General features: G+C 36.3%; 21 protein-coding genes. 13 read left to right on the forward strand and 8 right to left on the reverse strand.

Going from position 1 to position 19,646, the window contains the following annotated elements; genetic code table 11:
• Positions 1-25: 25 nt before the first annotated feature.
• Genes AC4BC7_RS12665 through AC4BC7_RS12675 form a run of 3 tightly spaced genes read right to left on the reverse strand, consistent with a single transcriptional unit; the run spans position 26 to position 1,928 of the window.
• A complete protein-coding gene (locus tag AC4BC7_RS12665; protein WP_490503026.1) occupies positions 26-1,033 on the reverse strand; it encodes a DUF4097 family beta strand repeat-containing protein in 1,008 nt (335 codons plus the stop codon).
• Positions 1,030-1,614 carry a DUF1700 domain-containing protein gene (locus tag AC4BC7_RS12670; protein WP_490503027.1) on the reverse strand — a complete coding sequence of 195 codons (585 nt, stop codon included), beginning with the start codon at positions 1,612-1,614 and terminating at the stop codon, positions 1,030-1,032. The genes AC4BC7_RS12665 and AC4BC7_RS12670 overlap by 4 nt, the downstream gene beginning before the upstream one ends.
• Positions 1,611-1,928: a PadR family transcriptional regulator gene (locus tag AC4BC7_RS12675; RefSeq protein ID WP_490503028.1), complete on the reverse strand. Its 318-nt coding sequence runs from the start codon at positions 1,926-1,928 to the stop codon at positions 1,611-1,613. The genes AC4BC7_RS12670 and AC4BC7_RS12675 overlap by 4 nt, the downstream gene beginning before the upstream one ends.
• Positions 1,929-2,118: 190 nt before the next feature.
• Between AC4BC7_RS12675 and AC4BC7_RS12680 the strand changes: the two genes are divergently transcribed.
• From AC4BC7_RS12680 to AC4BC7_RS12715, 8 genes are all read left to right on the forward strand, one after another.
• A complete protein-coding gene (locus tag AC4BC7_RS12680; protein ID WP_207942009.1) occupies positions 2,119-2,526 on the forward strand; it encodes a CopY/TcrY family copper transport repressor in 408 nt (135 codons plus the stop codon).
• A gap of 8 nt (positions 2,527-2,534) precedes the next feature.
• The gene (locus tag AC4BC7_RS12685) at positions 2,535-4,982 is read left to right on the forward strand and encodes a heavy metal translocating P-type ATPase (RefSeq protein WP_207942045.1); all 2,448 of its coding nucleotides are present in this window, start codon (positions 2,535-2,537) and stop codon (positions 4,980-4,982) included.
• Positions 4,983-5,164: 182 nt separating this feature from the next.
• The gene (locus AC4BC7_RS12690) at positions 5,165-5,977 is read left to right on the forward strand and encodes a PTS mannose/fructose/sorbose/N-acetylgalactosamine transporter subunit IIC (RefSeq protein WP_207942010.1); all 813 of its coding nucleotides are present in this window, start codon (positions 5,165-5,167) and stop codon (positions 5,975-5,977) included.
• Complete coding sequence (locus AC4BC7_RS12695; protein WP_207942011.1) at positions 5,974-6,831, forward strand: PTS system mannose/fructose/sorbose family transporter subunit IID; 858 nt, start codon at positions 5,974-5,976, stop codon at positions 6,829-6,831. Before AC4BC7_RS12690 ends, AC4BC7_RS12695 begins: the two co-directional genes overlap by 4 nt.
• A gap of 21 nt (positions 6,832-6,852) precedes the next feature.
• A complete protein-coding gene (locus AC4BC7_RS12700) occupies positions 6,853-7,296 on the forward strand; it encodes a PTS sugar transporter subunit IIA (protein ID WP_207942012.1) in 444 nt (147 codons plus the stop codon).
• Positions 7,271-7,762 (forward strand): PTS sugar transporter subunit IIB, encoded by a 492-nt coding sequence (locus AC4BC7_RS12705; RefSeq protein ID WP_207942013.1) that lies wholly within the window; start codon positions 7,271-7,273, stop codon positions 7,760-7,762. Before AC4BC7_RS12700 ends, AC4BC7_RS12705 begins: the two co-directional genes overlap by 26 nt.
• Before the next feature lie 2 nt (positions 7,763-7,764).
• Positions 7,765-8,823, forward strand: a complete 1,059-nt coding sequence (locus tag AC4BC7_RS12710) for a tyrosine-protein phosphatase (RefSeq protein WP_207942014.1) — start codon at positions 7,765-7,767, stop codon at positions 8,821-8,823.
• An 84-nt stretch (positions 8,824-8,907) separates the two neighbouring features.
• The gene (locus tag AC4BC7_RS12715) at positions 8,908-10,788 is read left to right on the forward strand and encodes a BglG family transcription antiterminator (RefSeq protein ID WP_490503029.1); all 1,881 of its coding nucleotides are present in this window, start codon (positions 8,908-8,910) and stop codon (positions 10,786-10,788) included.
• A gap of 37 nt (positions 10,789-10,825) precedes the next feature.
• On the opposite strand, the gene AC4BC7_RS12720 is transcribed toward AC4BC7_RS12715, so the two are convergent.
• The 4 genes from AC4BC7_RS12720 to AC4BC7_RS12735 form a co-directional block, all read right to left on the reverse strand.
• Positions 10,826-11,425 carry a TetR/AcrR family transcriptional regulator gene (locus AC4BC7_RS12720; protein ID WP_490503030.1) on the reverse strand — a complete coding sequence of 200 codons (600 nt, stop codon included), beginning with the start codon at positions 11,423-11,425 and terminating at the stop codon, positions 10,826-10,828.
• Positions 11,426-11,482: 57 nt separating this feature from the next.
• The gene (locus AC4BC7_RS12725) at positions 11,483-12,166 is read right to left on the reverse strand and encodes an ABC transporter ATP-binding protein (protein WP_490503031.1); all 684 of its coding nucleotides are present in this window, start codon (positions 12,164-12,166) and stop codon (positions 11,483-11,485) included.
• Between the two features lie 3 nt (positions 12,167-12,169).
• Positions 12,170-13,225 (reverse strand): ABC transporter permease, encoded by a 1,056-nt coding sequence (locus AC4BC7_RS12730; RefSeq protein ID WP_207942018.1) that lies wholly within the window; start codon positions 13,223-13,225, stop codon positions 12,170-12,172.
• 108 nt (positions 13,226-13,333) lie between these two features.
• Positions 13,334-13,801: a GNAT family N-acetyltransferase gene (locus tag AC4BC7_RS12735; RefSeq protein ID WP_490503032.1), complete on the reverse strand. Its 468-nt coding sequence runs from the start codon at positions 13,799-13,801 to the stop codon at positions 13,334-13,336.
• A gap of 132 nt (positions 13,802-13,933) precedes the next feature.
• Here AC4BC7_RS12735 and AC4BC7_RS12740 point away from each other — a divergent pair, with 132 nt between their 5' ends.
• From AC4BC7_RS12740 to AC4BC7_RS12750, 3 genes are read left to right on the forward strand one after another with little or no spacing between them, the layout of a single operon-like run.
• Positions 13,934-15,121: an MFS transporter gene (locus AC4BC7_RS12740; RefSeq protein WP_207942020.1), complete on the forward strand. Its 1,188-nt coding sequence runs from the start codon at positions 13,934-13,936 to the stop codon at positions 15,119-15,121.
• Positions 15,122-15,170: 49 nt separating this feature from the next.
• Positions 15,171-15,866 carry a DUF554 domain-containing protein gene (locus AC4BC7_RS12745; RefSeq protein WP_490503033.1) on the forward strand — a complete coding sequence of 232 codons (696 nt, stop codon included), beginning with the start codon at positions 15,171-15,173 and terminating at the stop codon, positions 15,864-15,866.
• A gap of 60 nt (positions 15,867-15,926) precedes the next feature.
• Entirely contained in the window at positions 15,927-16,388 is a 462-nt protein-coding gene (locus tag AC4BC7_RS12750) for a TspO/MBR family protein (RefSeq protein ID WP_490503034.1), read from the forward strand.
• Positions 16,389-16,477: 89 nt separating this feature from the next.
• Here AC4BC7_RS12750 and AC4BC7_RS12755 read toward each other — a convergent pair whose 3' ends face one another.
• Complete coding sequence (locus AC4BC7_RS12755; RefSeq protein WP_490503035.1) at positions 16,478-18,280, reverse strand: M3 family oligoendopeptidase; 1,803 nt, start codon at positions 18,278-18,280, stop codon at positions 16,478-16,480.
• A gap of 96 nt (positions 18,281-18,376) precedes the next feature.
• On the opposite strand from AC4BC7_RS12755, the gene AC4BC7_RS12760 reads away from it, so the two are divergent.
• Positions 18,377-18,880 (forward strand): VanZ family protein, encoded by a 504-nt coding sequence (locus AC4BC7_RS12760; RefSeq protein ID WP_490503036.1) that lies wholly within the window; start codon positions 18,377-18,379, stop codon positions 18,878-18,880.
• A 15-nt stretch (positions 18,881-18,895) separates the two neighbouring features.
• Positions 18,896-19,618 carry a YebC/PmpR family DNA-binding transcriptional regulator gene (locus tag AC4BC7_RS12765; RefSeq protein WP_207942025.1) on the forward strand — a complete coding sequence of 241 codons (723 nt, stop codon included), beginning with the start codon at positions 18,896-18,898 and terminating at the stop codon, positions 19,616-19,618.
• Positions 19,619-19,646: the final 28 nt, after the last annotated feature.

Consider the following 19,646-nt stretch of genomic DNA (forward strand, 5'->3'; position numbering starts at 1 on the left):
CGTGGAAGAAATTCCACGCTTTTTGCTATTTAATCGTAATATTGCCACTTTCAATGGTGGCGTTAAAAATGTTTTTAGCTGTTTCTACACTTGTAAAAGAAGTGTTGGTTTGTTTGCCCTCTAAATGAGGCACAATTACTTTTCCATATTCTGTCTGTAAGAAAAACTGTGTGTGTTGAAGTGTTTCTTTAGTTAAACCTAGGGTGATGTCACCATATTCGCTTTTTAGATTGTTCTCACCGGTAAAGGTTAATTGTTCACCTTTGATATTGCCACTTTCGGTTTGAAATTTGGTGTTTTTAAAGGCGCTATCAGTCAAAGTGATAGTTCCGAATTCAGTGTGTATGTCACCTTTTTGAACAGTTGTTTCTTCAAAAGTTAAGTTTCCCGATTCAGAACGCATAGTCAGTTCTTCAATCTGGGTATTGTTAAAGATAGAATGATCTATTTCGTTAAGCACTTGTAAAGAATTAATGTTTGAATCTGACAATGTTAATTTTTGTGAACTAAGAGTTGCCTGTTTGGCTTGTAAGTTACGGATTGTGGCCGAGCCAGCCTCAATATTCATTGTCACAGTTTCAAGCATTTTTTCTGGAAGATATAAAGTGACTGAGATTTGATCGCTCCGAGCGATATTATCAGAATTAAATAAATGGTTAAAAAATGAAATATCAATAAAATAGTTGCGCGAATGTGTTTTTTCAAGAATCAATGTATTGTCTTTTTCCTCGTAATTCAAAGGAGAAGCAACATCACGATTGGTACTTCTATAGGAAAGATACGCTTGATTGTCAGTGGAAGGTTCAATACTAAAGTTAGCCAGATCTAAATTGACTTCCAAGTTTTGGAAGGTGCTCAAAGGTTCTTTGACTAACTCAATTTTTTTGACAGTTTGTTTTCCTTTTGAACTGAAATCATTCAAATTCGCATATGCGACATACTCTCTGCCTCCTAATATAAATCCCAAAGCAATCAAAACAAAACCAATACCGATAAAGGTTAACGCAATTCGTCGATGTAAAAATTGTTTCATGGACGAATCACCTGCTTTCTAGTTAAACGAGTAACGGTGCTTAAGCTCCAACGCTTAGTAATTTTCCAAATTGTAGGAATCACGGGTAAGACTAAAAGTCCAATGCCTATCAATAGAGCGCCTAAGCCAATCAAGGACACACCACCTGAAAATGAAACAGGCAATGCCACCAAACCACGCAAAATTAATTTACCGGCTACTAGGAAATCAGCAACGAGTAGCGAAATAAATGCTACTAACAAGCTAAACAAAACGAGGATACCTGAAAACAATAATAAAATAGCGGTCAATGCAAGCGGAATCCCAATAGGTGCCGCAAAAATTGCTAAAAGAGCTAGCCAGAAGGTCCGCTTCATTGACCAAGTTTTGACTGACGCGTGAGTTTGTTTTTCTACTAATTGATTGAGTAATTCACTGGCGGCTTGTTTGGGTGTGCCTAGTTCTTTAATGACAATCTGTTCATTTTCAATTCCGGCTTCATCGAAATATTCAGTGAAATAATCAATGGCATCAACATAATCTTCATGTGGAAGTTTTTTTAAGTATTTTTTTAGTTGTTGTAAATAGCTTTCTCGATTCATTCTCGAATGCCTCCTTCAATAATTGCATCTAGACTATCACGGTAATTTGACCATTCATGTCTTAGAAACTGTAAGTGTTCTTTGCCAACGGGTGTCAGTGAATAATATTTTCTTTTTCGACCCTGAAAAATTTGGGTATAGGTCGTTAAGTCCCCATTTTTTTCTAATTTTTTTAAAATTGGATAGAGCGTAGACTCTTTAATATCAGCGACTAATTTAACGGTTTGACTAATTTCATAGCCATAAGAATCTGCTGTTTCTACAACGGATAAAATGATACATTCAATCAAAACAGATGATACGGGATAATACATTTCTTTCACATCCTTGATAGATAAGCCTTTTTTATATATAAATATTTTATATATATAATTTATATATATCCTACTATGAAATAATTTAAAAAGCAAATAGAAATTGGGATATTAATTGTTGACAGTTGTAGACGATAATTGTATAGTGAATACATAAAGATTACATTCGTAAACAAAAGAGGGTGTTTGTATGCAAATTTCAAATGCAGAATGGCAAGTGATGCGTATTATCTGGTCACAAGAACAAACGACTAGTAAAGAAATTACGCAGTTGCTACAAGAAAAATTTCATTGGACAGCTTCCACAGTCAAGACGTTATTGACGCGTTTGGTGGCAAAAAATATTGTAACGACTAAGAAGACAGGTAATCGTTATTTATATAGTCCATTAATCACGGAAGAAGCAAGTGTGTTAGCAATCAGTCAGGACGTTTCTAATAAAGTGTGTACGAAAAAAATTCCTTTAGTTATTATGGATTTGATTCAACAAAATGAATTAACGGCTGAGGACGTAGCAGATTTGATGACAGCTTTACAAGCAAAAGAGGTTGTTGGAGAAATTACTTGTGACTGTCTTCCTGAAAACCATCAATGTTAGGAGAGAGAATAATGAAAGAAACCTATAGTATCGAAGGAATGACGTGTGCATCTTGTGCGCAAACTGTTGAAAAAGCTGTTCAAAAAATTGAAGGGGTACAAGAAGCAACTGTCAATTTAGCAACAGAAAAACTTAGCGTAACCGCAGAAGATGTCAGTGAAGAACAAATTGCACAAGCGGTCACTGATGCGGGTTATCAAGTCGCTGATTCGACGGTTGAGCAAACGTTTAGTATTGAAGGGATGACCTGTGCTTCGTGTGTTCAAACCGTTGAAAAGGCAACAAAAAAAGTAGCAGGAGTCAAAGAAGCATCCGTCAATTTGGCAACAGAAAAAATGGTGGTTCGTTTTAATCCAGAAGAAGCGACTACTGCAACGATAGCAAATGCCGTTGCAGATGCTGGCTACAAGGCAATTATTGGTGAAGAATCAGCGAAAGTTGATAAAAAAGCCGCGCACATTCAAGAGATGTGGTCTCGTTTTTTGTGGTCAGCAATTTTTGCGGTGCCGTTGCTATACATCGCGATGGGGCCAATGGTCGGATTACCACTGCCGAATTTTATTCATCCAGATCATAACGTAACAGCTTTTGCGGTGTTGCAATTAATTTTAACTTTGCCAATTGTCTATATCGGTCGTTCTTTTTACACAGTTGGATTTAAAGCATTAATTAAAGGACATCCCAACATGGATTCACTCATTGCGATTGGTACGTCAGCCGCTATTTTACAGGGAATTGTTATGACGACACTTTTAGCAATGGGGAAGATTGTCGTACATCATGGAAACCATCCTGATTTATATTTTGAATCAGCAGGGGTTATCTTGGCATTAATCACATTAGGAAAATATTTTGAAGCAGTCTCAAAGGGTAAAACATCTGATGCGATAAAAAAATTGATGGGGCTAGCACCAAAAACCGCTCGTGTTATTCGTCAAGACAAAGAAGTTGAGCTACCAATTGAACAAGTACAAACAGGCGACATTGTAGTAGTACGTCCAGGTGATAAAATTCCTGTCGACGGGAGGATACTTTCTGGAAATTCGACAGTCGATGAATCGATGCTAACTGGGGAAAGTATCCCAGTTGAAAAACGTGAAGGAGACAATGTCATTGGAGCGAGTATCAATAAAAATGGTTCTTTTCGTTTCAAAGCAACGAAAGTAGGAAAAGACACCACTTTATCTCAAATTATTCGTTTAGTGGAAGATGCGCAAGGCTCAAAAGCGCCGATTGCCAAATTGGCCGATAAAGTCTCAGGAATATTTGTACCAGTAGTCATTATTTTGGCAATTTTATCTGGATTGGCATGGTTTTTCTTTGGACAAGAATCGTGGATCTTTGCATTAAGCATTACAATTTCTGTGTTAGTGATTGCTTGTCCATGTGCGCTTGGTTTAGCAACACCAACTGCGATTATGGTAGGAACAGGAAAGGGTGCTGAAAATGGGGTCTTAATCAAAAGTGGTGATGCATTAGAAGCAACGCAAAAAATTCAAACGATTGTTTTTGACAAAACAGGTACCATTACAGAAGGCAAACCAATTGTGACTGATATCATTACTTATAATCATAGTGCAGAAGAAGAAGTTTTGGTATTAGCAGCTTCGGCAGAGACAGGTTCAGAACATCCTTTAGGGGAAGCAATCGTCGAAAGTGCGCAAACACGTGGATTGTCGTTAAAAACTCCTAGCGATTTCCAAGCAATTCCTGGACATGGGATTGCTGTTAAAGTCGAAAATCAGAGCTTACTGCTAGGAAATCAAAAATTAATGAAAGAAAACAACATTGATTTATTAGATGCACTAATTAGAGCTGATCAATTAGCGAATGATGGAAAAACACCGATGTTTGTGGCAGCAGAGGGGCAATTGATTGGTATTGTAGCCGTTGCAGATACGATTAAAGAAAATAGTGTGGCTGCCATCGATAAATTACATCGAATGGGGCTTCAAGTAGCGATGATTACTGGCGATAACAAACGAACTGCCGAAGCGATTGCGAAACAAGTAGGAATTGACCGCGTATTTAGTGAAGTGTTACCAGAAGACAAAGCGAAAGAAGTAAAAAATCTACAAAATGAAGGCCTTCATGTTGCGATGGTTGGCGATGGCATTAATGACGCACCGGCTTTAGCACAAGCCGATGTGGGCATTGCGATTGGTTCAGGAACCGATGTTGCGATTGAATCGGCGGACATTGTTTTGATGCGTAGTGATTTGATGGATGTTCCGACGGCTATTGAGTTAAGTCGTGCGACCATCAAAAATATTAAAGAAAATCTTTTCTGGGCATTTGCTTATAATGTACTGGGAATACCCGTAGCAATGGGAATTTTACATCTGTTTGGTGGACCGTTATTAAACCCAATGATTGCTGGAGCAGCGATGAGTTTTAGTTCAGTTTCTGTTTTGCTAAATGCGTTGCGTTTAAAAGGATTCAAACCAAAAAAATAAGCTTAAAGACATTCATCAAGTATCTGATTGGTGAATGTCTTTTTTTTAGCGATATTTTTTTGCTTATTAATGTGCAAAAACTTCCCTAGAATTAATTGCTAATAAAAAAATACAAAATCCACATGGAGGTTTAGCGCTTTCATTTATATACTGAGTGTATCAAATTTAAGGAGGAAACAAGCATGACATTAGTTCAAGCGCTTTTAATAGCTGCATGGGCGGGATATTGTTCATATGATGATGTAGCGCCACAGATGCTGCGTCGACCATTATTAGTTGGTCCATTAGTCGGTATTATTTTAGGAGATATCACAACAGGTTTAATTATTTCGGCAACATTAGAGTTAATGTGGATGGGCTTAGGAAATATGGCAGGTTATCAAACACCGGATATGATTGTTGGGACTATTTTAGGGGTGACCGTTTCGATTACTTCAGGGACAGGTGCTACGCCAGAAGGAATTGCAGCGGGTGTAGCCGCAGCGACAACTGTAGCAATTTTAGTCCAACAATTACTAGTGATGTCACGTGTCTTAAAACAATTTTTCGAGCCTTGGGCAGATCGATTGGCCAATGAAGGTGACTTGGATGGTATGATGAAAATCAATATTGTTGCATTTATCATTCAATTTTTATTACGAGCAGTACCAACATTTCTTGTTGTTTACTTCCAAGCAGGAATCGTAGATAAAATTTTATCAGCCGTGCCAGACAATATCTTAGGTGGTTTAGGTACTGCTTCAGCAATTCTACCTGCTGTCGGTTTATCTATTTTGATGACACTAATGATGAAAGGTGTTTTATGGCCCTTTTTATTATTAGGATTCGTGCTATCAGCTTATCTTGAGCTAGGTATTTTACCAATTACGTTGATTTCCTTGTCATTTGCAATCGTTTATTCTTATATTATGGAAATTATCGATCGTCAAAATGAGATGGCAGCTATGCCCAACGCAAAAGTAACGATCGATGAAGATGAGGGGTATGACTTATGAGTGAAGAAAAACAATTGAATAATGGTTCTCAACGTGTGGCTTATGAAAAATTGACTCGTAAAGATTTAAATAAAGTCTTCTGGCGTTTACAAATTTGGGGATTAAATTTAACGTCAACGATGGTAAATACACAGGCAAATGGGTTCTTAAATGCAATGACACCCGTATTGAAACGTTTATATGGTGATGCAGACAAAGAAACACGTGCAAGAGCGATGCGTCGACATTTACTTTACTTTTTATCACAAATCACTGCGACGGGTATGATTTTAGGGATAACTGCTGCGGTCGAAGAAACGACGAAAGAAGATGAAAAAGAAGCTGTTGTAGCAATTAAAGCAGGTATGATGGGGCCTTTAGCTGGTATTGGAGACAGCGTATTTAAGATTACGATTCAAGCCATTGCGGGTAGTATTGGTGCAGCTTATGCGATGCAGGGGAGTATCTTAGGGCCTATCTTAATGTTTCTAATCTATAACGGATTAAATATTGGCGTAAAATACTACGGAATCATTGCTGGTTATGAAAAGGGCATGGAATTTATCCAAAGTGGTGAACAAGCAAAAGTCATGCAAAAAATTATCAACATTTCTACCATGGTAGGGGTTATCGTCTTAGGGGCATTAATTGCTCAATACGTGAAAATTAATGTTGGTACTGAAATTAAGATGGATGAAACGGTTATCAGTATTCAAAGTCTATTAGACGGTATTTTACCAAAACTATTACCATTAATATTCACGATTAGTTTATTTAAATTACACAGCTACATGCCAAGAAAATATTTAACTTATTTAATCTTCGCTATTTTAGCTATTGGTACAGTGTTAGCAGTAATGGGAATTTTAGTGTAGGGAGTAGAAAGGAAGGTTTGCATGGCAATTAATCTAATCGTTGCAAGTCATGGTTTGTTTGCCCAAGAGGCATTAAAATCAGCTGAAATGATTTTAGGCGTGCCACAAGAAAATGCTGCTGTTGTATCAATTACTGCAGGACGCACGTCTGAAGAATGTTTAGAGGAATTAACAAATATATACAATCAACAAAGTAAAAAAGGAAATGGTACGTTGGTTTTAGTCGATATTTTTGGGGGAACACCAGCAAATATCGCCACGTATTTAACATTGACCAAAGAGGATGTTCAAGTTTATTCAGGTTTGAATATCCCGATGTTATTAGAGTTGTTTTTAAGCAATCCAGAAAATATGGAGCAAGCTAAAAACATTATTGAAAGTGTACATGGGGTTTCATTAGTAGATATTACGGCAAAAGCTAAAGAGGGGATGGGAGAAGATGGCGATTCAATGGATACGTATTGATGATCGTTTAATTCATGGACAGGTAGCAAGCTCATGGTTACGACATGTGGGAGCAGAACAAATTATTTGTGTGAGCGATAGTGCCGCAAGTAATCCGGTACAAGCACAAGTATTAAAAATGGCGGCACCAGGCTATATGGTACATGTTTTTGGAGTTGATAAATTCATTCGGGTATATCAAAAAAACCCAATAAAAAAATCTACTTTTTTAATTTTAGGTAGTACGGCGGATTTATTGAAATTAAAAGAAGGTGGTGTGAATATCACCGAAGTGAATTATGGCGGCATGCGTGAGCGTAATGATCGTACAATTCGTTATGATCATGATTTATGCTTTACCGCAGAAGAAGAAGAAGCGTTAAAAACATTAGTAGATTCAGGCGTAAAAATCGACTATCAAATGGCAGCCTATGATGCACCCACACCGTTATTGACGTATATAAGTCAAGTGAAAAAAGGAGAGTAGATATGCGAATTGATTATGTTGAAGCATTTTTTTTAGAAGACAATCAAAATGAATTGAATATTGTCACAGATATAGAAGATATCGGCAAATATCAGCTTTATTGGACATATGAGAGGAATGCTCTTACAGAAGATAAAGAATTTATTTTAGAATCTGATCAAAAAAATCAAACATTTGAATTTGCATATAATACTGATCGTGTGAATTATTTTATTATTGAATTTGAAAACCATCGACCATTGTTATTTGGTTATCGAATTTTACCAATGTCAGGAATGTATAACTTTCGAGATATTGGTGGCTATCGCACTGAGGAAGGTAAACGTATTAAGTGGGGTGTTGGTTTTCGATCAGATCATTTACAAAATTTGAATGATGATGGATTTGAGTTTTTACGAAGTATTGGATTGAAATCAGTCATTGACTTTAGAAGTCCATTTGAAGTGGATAAGGATCCGAATCCATTCTTTAGTGAGGCAGCTCAGGCATTTAATTTTGATCCACAAGCACACGTAGCGATGGCTGCTGGATCAGCACAAAATCTTGATACAAGTGAGGATATGAAAGAGCGTGCATTAAAAGCAATTGCCAGCGGTGAAACAGGAGCGCAACAGATGGTTGATCAACAATTAGCGTTTGTTGACAGTCCAACAAGTATTGAAGCCTTTAAACAAACGTTAAAAACTGTTGCACAAGCAGAAAATATTCCTACGATGCAACATTGTCGCGGTGGGAAAGATCGCACAGGGTTTGCTTTAATGGTTTTAGAAGGACTTTTAGGCGTGCCAACGTCTTCTCTAGTTTATGATTATATGTTAACGAATCGCGCTCGAGCGAAGAAAAATGTCAGTTATTATAATCGTTTTTTAGAAGAAACTGGGAATGAAAAAATTGCACAATATTTATACTCACTTTTTGATACAAAAGAAGAATTTATCTGTGCATCAATTGAAAAAATAGTTACAAATTATGGAACAATTCGGCAATATGCTCAAATCGTTCTTGAACTTTCCGATGAAGAAATTTCTGCTCTAGAAGAGTTGTTTTTAGAAGAAGAATAAGGTTAAAATAACTGGTGGAAGCAGACTGAGAACAATAAGTCGACTTTCATCAGTTATTTTATTAAAAAAATGAAAGGGGTAACAATGAAAAAACTCACATTTAGAGAAATTAAGCTTTTAAATATCTTATTAACACAAGAGTTTGTTTCAGCAGAAGAATTGATGCAAGCATCAAATATATCATTGCGAACCTTACACGCAGAAATTAGTTTTATTAACGATGCCCTCGCTAAGCAATCACCTGATATTCAAATTATTAATCAGCGTGGAAAAGGATATGCTTTAGATTATCCAATGGAGCAAATTAATTGGATTGAAAAGCTCAATCGTCATTGCAAAAACTATTTAAATGTTTCTTTGAATAAACGTTTTAGTGAAAACCTTCGAATCGCATTTATTTGTCGCGAATTTTTTGCTACAAGAGAATATACTAAAATTGAAGATATTGCTCTAGCAATGAACGTGAGTGTTGCTACGGTAAATAAAGATATGCGTGCCGTTCGTCATTTTTTAAAATTTTATGGTCTATCTCTACAATCGATGCCTTATTATGGCATGATTATCGAAGGTCAAGAGCAAGCAATTCGTTCATGTATGATTGATTTATTAGATATTTATAGTTATTCAGAAGCGCCATTGTTTTTTGAGATGAGTTTGGAGCAATATGGATTACGTAAAGAAGAAGTATTAAAGGTCATGGCACAAGCAAGAAGTGTTTTGGCAGCAACTAATTATCCATTAACAGATAGTGGTTTTCGGCGTGTAATCAAATATTTACTGATATTTCCATTACGTGAAGGGTTGCAATCCACCCTTTCTGAAAAAGAAAGCCAACTGATTCGCCAATTACCAACATACGCTCTTGCTCAACAGCTTTTACCGCTAACCATACCACAAGAAATTGAGATATTTGCCTTGTTTCTTTTTAACAATAGTGAAGTTAGTCAATGGACAGATGAAACAGTCAAATTACTTTTACCAGAAGTTTCAGCGATGCATCAACGTATTATGCAACGTATTTATCAGCAATACGGCTTACAGTTGACAGCTTATCCGGATTTCTCCAATTATTTATTACAGTTTTTTTACCAATTTCAATTGCGTAAAACATATCATTTTACAGAACTAGAAGTTTTAAGGTCAACACAGCATGTTATTAAAAAATTTTCCTCTTCTGTTGCATTGGCAAGTACTATTTACTGTGAGCTACCTCAATGGCAAGAAGCGGATTTTTATGACCGTTTATTTTTCGACTTTGTTATGCACTTGTACAATTTGGCTTGTCGTTTAAAAAATGAATATGAGCCCACGCGTATTATTGTAATTAATGAAGGAGGAAAAATTGCTAACGAAACCTTAATGGTTAAGTTAAAACAATACAGTCAATACAATGTACACTATCACTATCATTATTTTTATGAATTAGAAAACCTAGATTTTAAAAACTATGATTTTGTTTTTTTATCAGATGCTTACCACTATGATACTTCTAAAATTCCCATTCCCACTTTGACTTTTGACTTTTTCTTAAGCCATAATTTTGTTAGTTTGTTATGGTCACGCGTTTTTGTTTCAAAACGAAAATTTGGTTCAGTAATTAATTATCTCGTTCATCCACAAATTATTGAATTAACAGGTACGTTTTCAGAGATCGTTTTACAAATTAGTGATTATTTATGGCGACTTACCAACTATCATCCTGATATACCACAAGAAACATTTCAAAAATTTATTGAGATGGTAATTAACACTGCTGATTATAGCCATCCATCAGTTAATAAATTACTGAATTTATTTGCGACAGAAGCCATGGAAGATCGCTATTTTATTTTTCGTTTTGCCGAACCTGTCTTCGTTCGTGGGAAAAAAATTAGTAGCTTACAATTTGTTTTTCTAGATATATCCAAGGGTCTATTAGAAATCAAAAATGGGGATTCTCAATTTCGCAGATATGTACAGCAATGAAAAAACGACTACTGCCAATTTCAGTAGTCGTTTTGCTTTATTTGGTAACTCCTTGCAATAACCAGTCTTTTCTAAAGCGAAAATCAATAACTAGTTCTTCGGTTGACCAACCGTTAACGATACAATCAGTTAAGGAATTCATTACTAAGGCCATGATGAAATATAAAAAACTTAGGGCTTCTTCTAATGAATCCATCACAAAATGATTTGCAGAAAGTAGCGTTAACCATTGCTTAACCATTGGAGAATTTGGCGACATCTGGGTACGCTTCATTGCTTGTAATTCATTATTTTGAGTTAATAATTGTAATTTTTTCCAATAGTCACTATTACGATCAAGTTCGCTACAATGAATGAGAAATTGTTCAATTCCTAAGAAAAAATCTTGCTCATGTTGTTGAATCGACGAGAGAATGGCGTTATGAACACTTATAGAACATTTATGAATAAGATACGTATAGGCATCTTCTAAATCTTGAAAATATTTATAAAAAGCCCCTCGTGACATTTGCATGGCTTCAACAATTTCAGAGACTTTTACTTGACTGACATGGCGATTATAAAAATTTTCCAAGAGAATTTGTTCAATATACGCCTTTTTTTCAACAGACAAATTTTGGAAGGTTTCTTTTGGCATGATGTTTCTCCTTTTCAATACAGTCTCCTTGTATTATACTCGCAACGATTTTCTTTGTCACTGTTGGAAAGGTTGTTCTACTAATTGTCCATCCTCCATATGAAAAATGCGGTCACTATGTTGAATCATACGTTCATCATGCGTGACCATGATAGTCGCTTTTTGTTTTTCATGCGCTTCTTTAATCAATAAATTGACGACATCATAGGCATGTTCAGTATCTAAACTCGCTGTAGGTTCATCTGCTAAAATCAAACTTGGTTCGTTGAACAAGGCACGCGCGATGGCAACTCGTTGTCGTTCTCCACCGGATAAATCACGTGGGTATTTCTCTTTTAAATCATAAATATCCAATGAACGAAGCAAGGAATCCAAGCGTGTATTATCTTCTTTTCGCTTAGCGACTTTTTTTACTAGAGTAAACTGTTCATGAACTTTTAAAAAAGGAACGAGATTTGAACTTTGTAAAATAAATCCAATTTCTTTAAAGCGTAAATCCGCACGTTTTTTTTCATTTAAATTTGAAAAGGCGTGTCCATTAATCAAAATGTCTCCAGAAGTTGCGGTCTGTAATCCACCAGAAATTGTTAAAAAAGTGCTTTTTCCTGAACCAGAAGGCCCAATAATACTGACGAACTCCCCTTGTTTGACGGTAAAATTAATTTCTTTTAGGGCGGTCACCTCAGTATGTCCGGTACCGAATCTCTTAACAATATTTTTCATAACTAAAATATCTTTCATTTTTTATCCTCCTATTGCTGTAATGGGATCGACTTTGGTAACTGTTCGTATAGAAAATAACCCGCCAATTATTGCGACACTAATCAATAGCCCACTGTATAAGCCCCACTGTGACCAAATAATGGCAAAAGGCATCGCATCTGGTAATACTAAACTGGTACCAAATGCCAAGAAAATTGCTAATCCAACTCCGATTACCCCTACGATAAAAGCTTGTGCGATTAAGGAATTTGCAAGAAAGCTATTACGAATCCCTTGAGCTTTCATCACACCGAAAATGGCAGTTTTTTGTAACGTAATTACGTACATGAAAATTCCCACCACTGCGGTTGCAACCACAAATAAGAAATAAATCATCGCATCCAAGGTAAGATTTTGAGCAGAATATCCTGGAATATTTTCAATTAGTTCAGGCGTTGTTAAGGATGTCATCTTTTCATTTGTAGACGGAAGTTGCGCCTTTTCTTTGGTTACCACAGCATTAATGGGTTGGTTATTCAAGGGCTGATCTCCAAATTTGAGTTGCGTCCACGTTTCAAGATTCGTATAGATAACAGGCGTCACTGTGTAATAATTTTCTGAAGTAATGCCAACGATGGTTAACGCTTCTGGATAATTACCAATTTTGATGGTATCACCAAGATGATAGCCATCTTTTGCTAAATTTTCAGGAATGATAATCTCATTGTTCTGTTTGAATCTTGTCCCTTTGATAAGAGTAGGGAGTAAAAAAGCTTTTTCTGCTGTACCAAAAACAGTAACATTTTGTTCAGCTCCTTTGATGGCACCATTATAGATACCAACTGGTGCTTTTTGTTTAGCTGTAATTTGATCAAAATCATCCATGGTCAGTTGGGAAGCCGTGAGTGTTTTATTGGCTTCTTCGGATAAAATGATTTCTTGGGCTTGCCAATCTTCCACTCCTTTTTTAAATTCTTCTGCTAATCCTCGCGCTAAGCCAGAGAGCATAAAGACGACATAAGCAATTAAAAGCATCATGCCAATAATTAGTCCATAACGCAATTTAGCGTAACGCATTTCTTTGATTGCTAAAAACATGGGTATTCCTCCTTGTGTTTTATAGTGACAAAATGTCACTTCTAGAAAGAGTGTAACGAAAAAGTGACATTTTGTCACTTGTAATGCAAAAAGAAGGAATTTCCTTCTTTAAAATTGTTTCAAATACCAACAATCCATGGTCTCATGTCCGCTTGAACCTAGTGGAGCAGATAACTTTTCAAATTGATTTTTTTCATATAATTGAAGAGCTTTATCCATTGTTGAAAATGTTTCTAGATATAGCCCTTGATAGTATTTTTTTGCAAAATGAAGAGCATGAGACATCAGTTGTTGTCCATAGCCTTTCCCTTTTGCACTAGGGCTTAGATATAATTTTTGAAGTTCTGCCACGTCTTCTGTAAACGGAGCAACACCAACCCCGCCAAGCACTTGTTCTTTTTCCACAAGCACCCAATAAGCAGCATTTGGTAGAGAATGATAAAATTCGTATAACTGATCTAGTTGAGAATCAAAATAAGCTGTTCCGGGAATATCTAAGTGATAATATTCTAAATTGTCACGAATAATTTTTGCCATAGCAGCATTGTCTTTTTCTTGTAATGGGCGAATAAGCATGTTTTTTCTCCTTTTGAGTAGTTTTATTCAAAAATAATACTGAAAATATTCTTTTATGCTTGAAAGTTTCAGAAAATTCATGTAGAATTTTGAAGGTTTAATTAATTTTATAGAGTTGGGGATGGTTTTGCAATGTCTAAGTATCAACGAAAAGTTTTAGTGTCTACTTCTGCTGGAATCGCATTAGAAAACATGGATATCATGTTTCTAGCTTTTTCGCTCTCTTCTATCATTTCAACCTTTGGGATTTCAGGTACACAAGCAGGTTTAATTGCAACAATCACCAATTTAGGAATGTTAGTAGGTGGGATCTTTTTTGGCTTGATGGCTGATAAATATGGTCGTGTCAAAGTTTTCTCACAAACAGTTATTTTATTTTCAGTGGCATCATTATTAATGTATTTTGCATCAAATATTTATTTGGTTTATTTGTTTCGTTTTATTGCTGGAATTGGTGCAGGTGGAGAATATGGCGCATGTATGTCATTAATTTCCGAAACATTCCCTAAGAAACATTTAGGAAAAGCAACGTCAATGGCTGGTATTGGTGGACAAGTTGGAGCTATGTTAGCTGCTATTTTAGCTTCATTGATTATTCCGACATTTGGTTGGGAAATGCTTTATGTAATTGGTGTGTTACCAGTCATTATGGTCTTGTTTATTCGTCGGGACTTGAAAGAACCCGAAGCGTTTGAAGAAACAAAAGCAAGCGGTCGTAACACGAGTTTATGGTCATTGTTTGCTAATCCTAAAACAGCATGGCAAACGATTGGTTTAACTGCAATGGTTACTGTCCAAATTGCGGGTTACTTTGGTCTGATGAACTGGTTACCGTCAATTATGCAAACGCGTTTGGGCTTGTCGGTTTCAGGTTCTTCTTTATGGATGGTTAGTACTATTTTAGGGATGTCAGTAGGAATGTTAACCTTTGGAACAATCATGGATAAAATTGGTGCCAGACGTTCATACGTAATCTTTTTAATTTGTTCCGCACTTTCAGTTTATTTATTAGTATTAGCTAGAAATCAGTGGACGTTAATTACCGCAGCAGTTATAGTTGGTTATTTTATTAATGGAATGTATGGTGGTTATGGCGCAATTATTAGTCGATTATACCCAACAGCCATTCGAGCAACAGCAAATAATTTCATTATGAACTTAGGACGAGCTGTCGGTGGTTTTTCGTCAATTGTTATTGGCTTCTTAATGGATAATTATGATTTACAAGCAGTGGTTTTATTCTTATCGTTAATTTACTTAGTTAGTTTGACAGTATTAATGACAATTCCGGGGATTAAAGCTTTAAATGAACAAGTGTAAAAGAGGAGTATTTTTACTCCTTTTTTATTTTATGTAAAGGAGAAGATCGATGTTAAATGGGGTGCTCGTCAATAGTGCAGCAATTATTTTAGGTGGTTGCTTGGGTGCGGTGTTGCGAAATATTAGTGAAGAAATGAAAGATACGGTTACAAAAGGAATTGGTTTAGGGGTCGTTGCGTTGGGAATCCAAATGGCTATTCAAACCAAATCTTTTACAATGGTCATTATTAGTTTGTGTATCGGTGCAATGATTGGTGAATTTTTTGGAATTGAAAAGGGTATGAATCGCTTGGGTCTATTTTTAGAAAAGAAATTTGCGCGTTCTAATAGTAATTTTGCTGAAGGCTTTGTGACGGCATCGCTTATTTTTGTGATTGGTTCCATGGGGATTGTCGGTTCGATTGAAAGTGGTGTTTCTGGAAATCATGCAACACTGTACACAAAAGCAGTCATGGATGGCTTTTTATCCATTATGTTGACAGCCTCTTTAGGTGTTGGTGTGTTATTTTCTTCGATTCCTATTCTTTTATATCAAGGGGCTATTGTTTTAGCGGCAAGCGTATTAGTCCGCTTGATTCCTCCTGAACTGATGACCGAATTAATGGGTGAAATTAGTGCCATTGGTGGTATTATGATTTTGGGGATTGGAATGAATATTTTGAAAATCAGCTACATTCGAGTGTCGAATTTTTTACCAGGAATTCTCATAATGGTGTTGTTGATGTGTATCCAATATTTCTACTAATAGTTATCGATAGGTTTCTTATTTTGCTTGTGTTACTCTAGAAAAGAGGAGGTCATTTGGATGAAATGGCTTATTTGGTTACTGAGTGTGATTGGAATTGAGTTAACGGGTTTTATTTCTAGTTTTTTTGCGGGGGATATTCAAACGGTCTACCAAGAGTTGCAAAAGCCACCCTTGTCTCCAGCAGGCGGTGTCTTTGGAATTATGTGGACGATTCTTTATGCGATGATTGGGACAGCCTTGTTTCTATTAATTACGTCAAAAGTTAATAAAGGAAAACAAACAGCAATTGTGTTATTTATTATTCAACAAGTTTTAAATTTCTCATGGAGTATTATTTTCTTTGGTGGCGGTCACTATTGGCTTGCGAGTGTCGTGATTGTTGCGCTGATTCTCTTAATTGTAGCGTGCATCAAAGTTTTTTATCGGATTCAGCCTTTCGCAAGTTATTTATTTGTTCCGTATCTCTTATGGTGTATCTTTGCAGGCTATTTATGCATTGGCATTGCTATTTTAAATTAAAAAAAGTAGATAAAAAACTATCCAGATGATAGAAAAAGGTGCGAAAGCGCAGCCGTTTTCTCGATGATCCGGATAGTTTATTTTTTTGTCTAAATATATTCTTCTGTTAACGTCATAAATTCATTGATATCTTTTAAGACCATATCGATACCTGCTTGCCAGAAATCAGGTTTTGTTAAATCAACTTGTAGATGTTTTTGTGCTAATTCTTCGGTTGTCATAGACGCTGTGTCGCGTAACAAGGCAATATATTCATCTTCAAAATTTGAACCTTTTTGATTGGCATAAGCATAAATACCCATGCTGAATAGATAACCAAATGTATACGGGAAGTTGTAAAATGGTACATCATCAATAAAGAAATGTAATTTTGCAGCCCAAAAATGGGGATGATACGTACCTAAGCTATCTAAATAACTTTCTTTTTGAGCAGCTAACATCATTTCAGTGATCTGTTCAGCAGAAACTAGCCCTTTTTGACGCGCTTGGTAGAAATTATTTTCAAAAATGTAACGGGTATGGATATTCATGAACATTGCAATTGCATTTTGCATTTTAGCATCCAGCAAATTGATTTTTTCTTCTTTGGTCGTTGCTTCTTTTAATGTCGCATCAGCAACAATTAATTCGGCAAAGGTGCTAGCGGTTTCGGCAACGTTCATCGCATAGTCTTGATTTAAGCTAGGCAAGTCCCACATCACACTACTGTGAAACGCATGTCCTAATTCGTGTGCTAACGTCGCTACTTCATTGACAGAATTACTATAAGTCATGAAAATACGTGATTCTTGTGTTTCAGGTAAGCTAGTGCAATAACCGCCAGGGCGTTTGCCTGGACGATCTTCCGCTTCAATCCATGCGTTATCAAATGCCATTTGCGCAAATTTGGACATTTTTGGACTGAATTTCTCAAAATTTTCCACGATAAATGTCGCTGCAGCATCAAACGAATAGGTACGTTCTTGCATCTCGCCTAAAATAATAGGCGCATCTTGGTCTTGCCAATCCATTTTTTCTTTCCCAAATAATTGCGCCTTACGTGTTAAAAAGTCAACGATAGGTTGTTTATTTTTTTGAATCGTTGCCCACATGGTATCTAGCGTTGCTTGTTCTAAACGATTATATTCTAATGGTTCTTTTAAGTAGTTATCAATTCCATGCAATTTTTGAGTGGACAAGCGGAAGCCGTCTAAGTGATTAAGAGTATCTGCAAATAAATCAGCTTTTTCATTCCAAGCTTGCTCCCATTTCTCAAATAATTCTTGACGAATGTTGGCATCAGGATCACCCATCATTTTATTAAAGGCTTGTCCTGCTGATAAGTGAATTTTTGTTCCATCTTCTTGCGTAAATGGAATCGTGATACTAGCGACAATTGTATCGTAATGTTCGCTCCAAGCATTTAACCCATCCAATTTCAATGTATTAATAATGTTTTCTTCAGCTTCAGATAATAGTTCGTTCCCGTCACGACGAATCTCTGTTAGACGGAAAGCAACTGGTTGTAATTGTTCCGTTTCCATTTGTGTGGTCCATGTATTATCGTCAATTTCTGTTAATTTTTTAGAGAAAATAGTACGTGCTAATTGATATTCTGGTAATTTACTGTATAAGTCGCCAGATAATATTTTTGCTTTACTATCGTTGACATTACTTGAAAGTAGGGCATTGATGAAACTCGAACATTGCCCAAAGCCATTGCTAATGGTTTCAGCTAATTGTAACAATTTCACCAAGGCATCTGTTGCATCTTCAGTTGGTGACCAAGCCGTTACTGCTTGGTGATACGCATGAATTTCATCTGATAATTGTGCCATACGTTGTGTTAATTTTTCTGAATCGCTTCCTCCTGGAAAAATAGTTTCTAAATCCCAGTTGATTGCATAAGTCATGAAAAAAACTCCCTTCTGTTTTCCGTATACAGTATAACATAACTGTTTCTTTGCTAAACAGAAAATGCTAAGATGAGATATTGAGGTGATGAAACAGTGAAAAAAGGTATGAAAAATGGAAATACCTATTTAATTATCGGTTTTGTTGTGATGGCAGTTCTCTTTTATAGCTCTTCGCAATCCTATGAGGAGCAGTCTCAAATTGGTTTACTTACCGTGTTGTTAAAAAATGAACCGTTCAAAGAGTGGCTAAGTAAAATTTCTTTTATCTATGCAGATAGCGAAGTTAGTATCCAAGCAAAAGGTTATTTTGCTTTTATTGAATTTTTTGTGCGGAAATTTGCGCATTTTGGGACGTATTTTGTTTTAGGTGGTAGCTTTTTCTTGGGATTGTTTCCTAAATTAAACTCATTAGGTTTGTCGGCTTTCTTTGGTTGGATGGCAGCAACGGGTTATGCAGGAATGGACGAATTTCACCAAATGATGACCAATGGACGCACACCGTTATTTCAAGATGTGATGTTAGATTCAGTTGGCGCGTTAACAGCAGTTCTGTTATGTTGGATATTCATTGGCTTTCGGCAACAACGAATTTTCTAAAAGGAGAGGATAGAATTGGCGGGACATAGTAAATGGAAAAATATTCAAGGAAGAAAAAATGCTCAAGATGCAAAACGAGGCAAAATTTTCCAAAAACTATCAAGAGAAATTTATATTGCGGCAAAAAATGGTGGGGCAGACAGTGCTTCAAATCCGGCATTGCGTTTAGCTTTAGACAAAGCCAAAGCAGCCAATATGCCCAATGATAATGTGGAACGTGCCATCAAAAAAGCTACCAGCTCAACTGATGGCGCAAACTATGATGAAGTTGTTTATGAAGGTTATGGACCAGGTGGGGTGGCGATTCTAGTAGAAACGCTAACGGATAATCGCAACCGAACAGGAACCAATGTCCGCGTTGCCTTTAGTCGCAATGGGGGGAATCTAGGAGAAACTGGCTCGGTAAGTTATATGTTTGACCGCAAAGGGTATCTGGCGATTGAAAGAGAAAATTTAGCTTTGGATGAAGATGAAATGCTGGAGAAAGTGTTGGAAGTCGGCGGTGAAGATTTAATTACCTCCCCGGAAGTATTTGAAATTTACACAGCGCCTGAAGATTTTACGACAGTTCGTGATGAATTAGAACAAAGCTTTACCTTAGCACAAGCTGAATTAACGATGTTGCCACAAACTACTACAGTATTGTCAGATGCACAAAAAGCACAATTTGACCAATTAATCGAAAAACTAGAAGATGATGACGATGTATCAGAAGTTTATACATCTATCGAAGAATAAAAAAAAGCTGAACGATTGCCGTTCAGCT

It is taken from the genome of Enterococcus sp. AMC1623, assembly GCF_058216495.1.